The organism is Streptomyces sp. NPDC054840, assembly GCF_053611065.1.
Genome location: NZ_JBSGZP010000447.1, coordinates 1 through 6,228 on the forward strand (window position 1 = coordinate 1; position 6,228 = coordinate 6,228).

The following is a 6,228-nucleotide window of genomic DNA, read 5'->3' on the forward strand; positions in this document are numbered from 1 at the left end:
GCTCGACGGTGATGTTGCCGCGGGTGGCCTTCGAGTACGGGCAGACCTCGTGGGCCTTCTCGATGAGGTCCTTGGCGGTGGCGGCGTCCACGTTCGGGATCACGGCGGAGATCTTGACGATCAGGCCGAAGCCCTCGTCGTTCTTGCCGATGCCGACCTCGGCGGTGACCGTGGAGCCGGAGATGTCGGCGTTCACGTTCTTCGCGACGACGCCCAGGGCGCCCTGGAAGCAGGCGCTGTAGCCGGCGGCGAACAGCTGCTCCGGGTTGGTGCCGGCGCCGCTGCCGCCGAGCTCCTTCGGCGGGTTCACGACGACCTCGAGCTGGCCGTCGTTGGTGGCGACCCGACCGTCACGGCCGTTCTCGGCGGTGGCGACAGCGGTGTAGGCGACGTCGGACTGCTGGATGGACATAAAGGAAAATCCTCCTGGTAATCGCCGTGAGTCGCGCCCACGATCACGACGGTGTGCAGTGAGCCTAACCGGTGAATGAAACGATCATCTTTCCGGTGTTCTCGCCGCGCAGCATGCCGAGGAAGGCGGAGGTGGCGTTCTCGACACCCTCGACGACCGTCTCGTCGTACCGCAGCTCACCGGAACGCAGCCAGCCGGCGACGTCCTGGACGAACTGCTGCTGCAGTCCGTTGTGGTCGTTGACGAGGATGCCCTGCAGGCGCAGACGCTTGCCGATGACCTGCATCAGGTTCCGCGGACCGGGGGCGGCCTCGGTGTCGTTGTACCCGGCGATCGCGCCGCACAGGGTGGCCCGGCCGTTCACCTTCATCGAGGAGATGGCGGCCTCCAGGTGGTCACCGCCGACGTTGTCGAAGTAGACGTCGATGCCCTCGGGGGCCGCGGCCGGCAGCTGCTCGGCGACGGGGCCGTTCTTGTAGTTGAAGGCGGCGTCGAAGCCGTACTTCTCCGTGAGCAGCGTCACCTTGTCGTCCGAGCCGGCGGAGCCGATCACCCGGGACGCGCCCTTGATCCTGGCGAACTGGCCGACGAGGCTGCCGACGGCACCGGCGGCGCCGGAGACGAAGACCGAGTCGCCCTCCTTGAAGGAGGCGACCTCGAAGAGTCCGGCGTAGGCGGTCAGGCCCGGCATGCCGAGGACACCGAGGTAGGCCGAGAGCGGGGCGAGCGAGGCATCCACCTTGACGGCGTGCGCGGCGTCGACATCCGCGTACTCGCGCCAGCCCAGGGGGTGCAGCACGTGCCCGCCGACGGCGAAGCCCTCGGCGGAGGAGGCGACGATCTCGCCGACCGCTCCGCCCTGCATCGGCTCGTCCAGCTGGAAGGGCGGGATGTACGACTTCACGTCGTTCATCCGGCCACGCATGTAGGGGTCCACGGACATGTACAGGTTGCGCACCAGGATCCGGCCGGCGGCGGGCTCGGCGGACACGGGCACCTCACGCAGGGCGAAGTCCTCGGCGACGGGCCAGCCCTGCGGGCGACGGACGAGGTGCCACTCGCGGCTGACGGCGGGGATCTGAGACATGCGGCGCTCCTGGTCAGAACGAAATTGCTTCACTAGATGAAACAACCATGCGCCTAGATATTTCATGTTGTCAAGTAAATGGGTACGCTGGTTCCATGCCCAGTCGTCGCGTAGACCCAGTGACCATCGAAGTCGTCGAGCTCATCGGCGACGTCGTGGCCAGGTACCACATGGAGTACGAGCACGCGGCCGCCAGCCACCAGCTCACCGGCGCCCAGGCCAAGGTGCTGAACATGCTCTCGCTGGAGCCGATGCCGATGCGGCGCATCGCGCTGAAGCTGCGGTGCGAGCCCTCGAACGTGACCGGCATCGTCGACCGCCTGGAGACTCGCGGCCTGGTCGAACGCCGCCCGGACCCGGCCGACCGGCGGGTGAAGCTGGCCGCCCCCACCGAGGAGGGCACGCTGACCGCGGAGCGGCTGCGCGAGTCGCTGGACTTCGCCCGCGAACCGCTGGCCGGGCTGTCCGTGGAGGAGCGGACGGTCCTGCGGGACCTCCTGCGGCGCATGCTGGCCTGACGGAGGGCCGCCCCGGCGAAGAATGTTCGCCCGCGCAGGCCCGTACGCCGCCGGCCCGCCCGTGCACGACGGGGCCCCGGCGATGGCGACCTAGAACCAGCAGCCGAAATCGAAGAAGCCGCACGGCTCCTTGGTGGGAACGGGTGGCGGCACGGGGGCCGTGGACGAGGGCGACGGCCCCCGCGTGCTCGTGGAGGCGCTCGACGAGGGCTTCCCCGACGCGGTTCCCCGTACGGTCGGCCCCGGGCCGGGGGTACGGGAGGCCGGGCCTGACGTCTCGGGCGCGGGGGCGGGCGACGTCGGACCCGGCTGCGGGACGTTCCCGGAAGGCGCCGCGGCCCCGGCCGGCTTCGTACCCGCGACGGTGGCCTTCGCCGTGACCCTCCCGGGCCCCGTCGGCGCACCGCCCGTCGGAGCGTCGGGCAGGGGGGCGGGCTGCTGCGGGCCGTCGTCGGTCAGCACCACGGTCGAGGCCCGGTCGGTGCGCTCCGCGTCGGTGGCCATGCGGACCACCGCCATCGAGCCCGCGACCGCGATCAGCAGGCCGAGCGAGAGAGACAGCACGGTCCGACGGCGGCGCCGGTGCGTGACCCGGCGGCGGGCGCCGGGGCGCCGCTCGTTCGGCGCGGACAGCACGACGAGTGAGTCGGCGAAGACCTCGGCCAGTGCTGGGGGCGGTCCGGAATACGGCGTCTCGGCGGCGGGCACGGAGGCCGGCCCGGCGCCGGACGCGGCAGGTATCAGGTACTCGGCGGGGGTTCCGCATCCGGCGCACGCCAGTGCGCCGTTGAGGTGCCTCCGGCATGCGTGGCAGTAGTTCATGGCGCCCGCAGGCTACGTGGTCTGCGACAACATCCGGATCCCGAGAACGTAAGGATCCTGTGTGGAATCGTTTCCGGCATGACACCTTTCGGGCCGAGCGGATTCCAGTTGGTGCTGTTGCGGCGGATGGCCGACTTCCAGCCGGGCCTCGCCGACGAGGCCCGCCGCAGGCTGGGCGCCTCGCTCGCGGACCAGCGGGAGGCGAACAAGCGCTGGCAGGCGATGGTCCGCTCACCCCGCTCCCGCGGGGCCCTGGCCCGGTACCGCTCGGTGCTCGGCCCGCCGGAGTCCGCCGAGCACCGCACGATCGGGGATCTGCAGTGCGAGGCCCTGCTGTGGCCGCTGCCGCTCTGGCCGGACCTGCGCTTCGAGGTGCTGGCCGCGCCGGACGGGGCGGTGTGGAACGAGTGGCTGGTGCGGGCCCCGGGGGCGCTGGGGCCCGTACTGGAGTCGCCGGACGATCTGCGGCCCTGGTCGGCGACGGTGGACGAGGTGGCACGGGCCTTCGCCCCGGTCCGGCCGATGGAGGGCACCGCGCCGACCCGCTGGCGCCTGGCCTTCGCGGTGCGGGGCCGGCCCTGCGTGGCGGAGTTCACCTACGGCCTGCTCCAGCGGTTCTCCCTGGGGGACGCTCCCTGAGGGCCGTCCCGGATGACGGGAGAGAGCCCTCAGCGGGCGAGGAAGGCACGGACTCCGGCCGAGGTGCCGTCGTCGCCGAGCAGGTCGTTGTGATCGAGGCAGCCGACCGGCGTGTTGGCGCCTCCGGTCAGCGGGACGCTGTCGTCCGGGTTGACGATCTCGTCGCAGTGGGACCAGAAGGTCGCGTACTTCACCGCGCCCGGGGTCTCGTCCCCGCTGTTCAGGTTCCTCACCACGTACGACCCCGGGGTCATGTCCCGGCACGCCTGGTCCCACAACGCGCAGGCCCAGGCGGTGGAGGTGCCGCGGTTGGGTCCGGCGAGCGAGACCCAGTGGTCCACGGCTGCCGCGCCGCCGCCGAACTTCACGTACCAGCGGCTGACGAGCGAGCCGAAGGAGTGCGAGACCACGTCGACCTTGGCTGCGCCGGTCTCCCGGCGGACCTGGTCGACGTAGGCGCCGAGCCGCCCGGCGAGGACCTCGTTGACGGACCGGTGGGAGTCGTAGCCGAAGGAGAAGAGCTCCGCGTCGGTGTATCCGGCGGCGCGCAGGTCCGCGTGGAGGGATCCCCAGACACCCGGGTCGGCGTTGTAGCCGTGCACGAGGACCACCGGGTTACGGGAGGAGGCCCGGGCCGGGGAGGCCGCCGGCAGCGCGAGGCACAGCGTCAGGAGCGCCAGGAGTACCGGAAGGGTCAGGAGCGCCGGGAGGGGCGGTGCCTGCATTCCCTGTCGGGCCGTCAGCATCAGGTCCCCTTTACCTTGTTACGCGTGAGTAGCGCGCGCGGTGCGGGCATGGTGCTGCCTGTCGGTACAGAAATCCACCCCCATGCAGCCGCGAGGCACCCCCCGGCCGGAGCAGCTCAACGGGCCATGAGAGCGAATTGCCCGCGATGATATGAAAAGTGACCGACATTTCCGTCGGTCCTCTTGCGTCAGCGCTCTCGGGAGGATCTGCCGTGACCGTCAGTCTTGAGCAGTTGCGCCGCTGCCACGTCGCCGTCGACCTGGGGGCGGCAAGAACCCGCGTATACGTCAAGGGCGCCGGCCTCGTGGTCGACGAACCCAGCGTCGCCGCGGTCAACACGCGCACCGGCGCACTCATCGCCGTCGGCTCCTTCGCCGAACGGATGACCGGCCGCACACCCGACTACATCCGGGTCGTCCGCCCCGTCTCCGGCGGCACCGTCGTCGACATCGAGATGGCCCAGCGGATGCTGCGTCACCTCCTCGGCGAGAAGCTGCGGCGCGCCCTGCGGCGCAAGCCGCGCCTGCGGGCCGCCGCCTGCACCCCGCACGACGCGGACCCGCTCGCCCAGCGGGCCACCGTGGAAACCCTCGTGGGGCTCGGCGCCCGGCGCGTCGAACTGGTCGACACCCTGATCGCGGCGGCCGTCGGCTGCGGACTCCCCGTGGAGCAGCCGACCGCGACGATGATCATGGTGTGCGGGGCCGCGGCCACCCAGGTGGCGGTCCTCTCCCTCGGCTCGATCGTCACCGCCCAGCGGATCCCGGTCGGCGGCGAGGCCATCGACCACGCGGTCGTCCAGCACCTTCGCCACGCGCACGAGCTGATGCTGCCCAGCCAGGCGGTACGGCCGCTCCAGCTGGCCCTCCACGGCAACGGCCTCACCGTCGGCGGCCCGGCCTCCACCCTGATCCACGGCCGCGACGTGGCCACCGGACTGGCCCGTTCCGTGCAGGTGGACACCGCCGCCGTCCGGGACGCCATCTACACCCCGCTGACCGCCGTCCTCGACGGCATCGGCAAGGTGCTGCGGGACTGCCCGCCGGACCTGGTGGCCGATCTGACGGACCGGGGGATCATGATGGTGGGCGGCAGCGCCCTGCTGCCGGGCCTGGACCAGATGCTGCGGGACGCCACCGGAATGCCAGTCGCCATCGCGGAACGGCCGGACGTGTGCGCCGTACTCGGTCTCGGCGCGATGCTCGAAGGGAGGGTCGCCCCCATGGTCCTCAACCCGCTGGCCGGATGAGCCCTCAGGAGCCGAGGGAGATCGAAAGGCCCGAGGAAGCCGAGGGACCCGAGGGACCCGAGGAATCCGACGAGCCCGAGGAGCCCGAGGAACCCGGCGAGGAGGCGGCGAGCCTTCCGGTGCTGCTGGAGGCCGTCCTCAACGTCGGGTCCGAGCTGGAGCTGCGCACCACCCTGCAGAACATCGTGGACTCGGCGACCGAGCTGTGCGCGGCCCGGTACGGAGCGCTCGGGATCACCGACCCCGAGCGCCTCCTGCTGACCCAGCTGTTCACGGCAGGCCTCACCGAGAAGGAACGGGCCGCGATCCCCCACCTGCCGGACGCGCGCTCCGGCGTGCTCGGGGCCCTCGTCAGCGATCCGCGCCCGCTGCTCCTCGACGACGTCACCCAGGACCCGCGGGCCACCGGCTTCCCGCCGGGCCACGCGCCCATGCACAGCCTCCTGGGTGTACCGATCCGGGTGCACACGGAGGTCTTCGGCAACCTCTACCTCACCGGGAAACGGGGCGGTGGCCCCTTCACGGACGAGGACCTCGCCCTGCTGCGCGTCCTGGCCTCGCAGGCGGGCATGGCGATCGGCAACGCCCGGCTCTACGAGACCGCGCGCCGCCGGGAGCGCTGGATCGACGGCGTCGCCGCCGTGACCACGGCCCTGCTGGCCGGACGCCCGGCGGCGGACGCCCTGATGTGCGTCGCCGAACGGGCGCGGCTGCTGGCGGACGCCGCGGCCGGGGTGGTGCTCCAGCCGACCCC

The 6,228-nt window shown here is 71.8% G+C and carries 8 protein-coding genes; 4 read left to right on the forward strand and 4 right to left on the reverse strand.

The annotated features are described in order from the left end of the window. Both ACWGIU_RS26465 and ACWGIU_RS26470 read right to left on the reverse strand, forming a co-directional pair. Window positions 1-412, reverse strand: a 412-nt coding sequence (locus ACWGIU_RS26465) for an organic hydroperoxide resistance protein (RefSeq protein WP_453709782.1), incomplete at its 3' end; no start/stop codon positions are given. Window positions 413-476: 64 nt separating this feature from the next. Further along, a complete protein-coding gene (locus tag ACWGIU_RS26470) occupies window positions 477-1,499 on the reverse strand; it encodes an NADP-dependent oxidoreductase (protein WP_453709784.1) in 1,023 nt (340 codons plus the stop codon). Window positions 1,500-1,594: 95 nt separating this feature from the next. Between ACWGIU_RS26470 and ACWGIU_RS26475 the strand changes: the two genes are divergently transcribed. Continuing rightward, a complete protein-coding gene (locus tag ACWGIU_RS26475) occupies window positions 1,595-2,017 on the forward strand; it encodes a MarR family winged helix-turn-helix transcriptional regulator (RefSeq protein ID WP_109778770.1) in 423 nt (140 codons plus the stop codon). 90 nt (window positions 2,018-2,107) lie between these two features. On the opposite strand, the gene ACWGIU_RS26480 is transcribed toward ACWGIU_RS26475, so the two are convergent. Beyond that, window positions 2,108-2,839 carry an SCO2400 family protein gene (locus ACWGIU_RS26480; protein ID WP_453709786.1) on the reverse strand — a complete coding sequence of 244 codons (732 nt, stop codon included), beginning with the start codon at window positions 2,837-2,839 and terminating at the stop codon, window positions 2,108-2,110. Between the two features lie 78 nt (window positions 2,840-2,917). On the opposite strand from ACWGIU_RS26480, the gene ACWGIU_RS26485 reads away from it, so the two are divergent. Further along, window positions 2,918-3,478 carry a hypothetical protein gene (locus ACWGIU_RS26485; RefSeq protein WP_453709788.1) on the forward strand — a complete coding sequence of 187 codons (561 nt, stop codon included), beginning with the start codon at window positions 2,918-2,920 and terminating at the stop codon, window positions 3,476-3,478. Window positions 3,479-3,507: 29 nt separating this feature from the next. Here the strand turns inward: ACWGIU_RS26485 and ACWGIU_RS26490 are convergent, their stop codons facing one another. Further along, window positions 3,508-4,203, reverse strand: a complete 696-nt coding sequence (locus ACWGIU_RS26490) for an esterase/lipase family protein (protein ID WP_453709793.1) — start codon at window positions 4,201-4,203, stop codon at window positions 3,508-3,510. Window positions 4,204-4,436: 233 nt separating this feature from the next. On the opposite strand from ACWGIU_RS26490, the gene ACWGIU_RS26495 reads away from it, so the two are divergent. Both ACWGIU_RS26495 and ACWGIU_RS26500 read left to right on the forward strand, forming a co-directional pair. Further along, window positions 4,437-5,474, forward strand: coding sequence for a rod shape-determining protein (locus ACWGIU_RS26495; RefSeq protein WP_453709789.1), 1,038 nt, complete (start codon window positions 4,437-4,439; stop codon window positions 5,472-5,474). Then, window positions 5,471-6,228, forward strand: a 758-nt coding sequence (locus tag ACWGIU_RS26500) for a GAF domain-containing protein (protein WP_453709791.1), incomplete at its 3' end; no start/stop codon positions are given. The genes ACWGIU_RS26495 and ACWGIU_RS26500, both read left to right, overlap by 4 nt.

What these genes read in the sequence shown, in the direction of transcription:
- ACWGIU_RS26485 (WP_453709788.1), top strand. Translation starts at nt 2,918, where the DNA reads ATGACACCTTTCGGGCCGAGCGGATTCCAGTTGGTGCTGTTGCGGCGG.
- ACWGIU_RS26470 (WP_453709784.1), bottom strand. Translation starts at nt 1,499, where the DNA reads ATGTCTCAGATCCCCGCCGTCAGCCGCGAGTGGCACCTCGTCCGTCGC.
- ACWGIU_RS26480 (WP_453709786.1), bottom strand. Translation starts at nt 2,839, where the DNA reads ATGAACTACTGCCACGCATGCCGGAGGCACCTCAACGGCGCACTGGCG.
- ACWGIU_RS26475 (WP_109778770.1), top strand. Translation starts at nt 1,595, where the DNA reads ATGCCCAGTCGTCGCGTAGACCCAGTGACCATCGAAGTCGTCGAGCTC.
- ACWGIU_RS26490 (WP_453709793.1), bottom strand. Translation starts at nt 4,203, where the DNA reads ATGCAGGCACCGCCCCTCCCGGCGCTCCTGACCCTTCCGGTACTCCTG.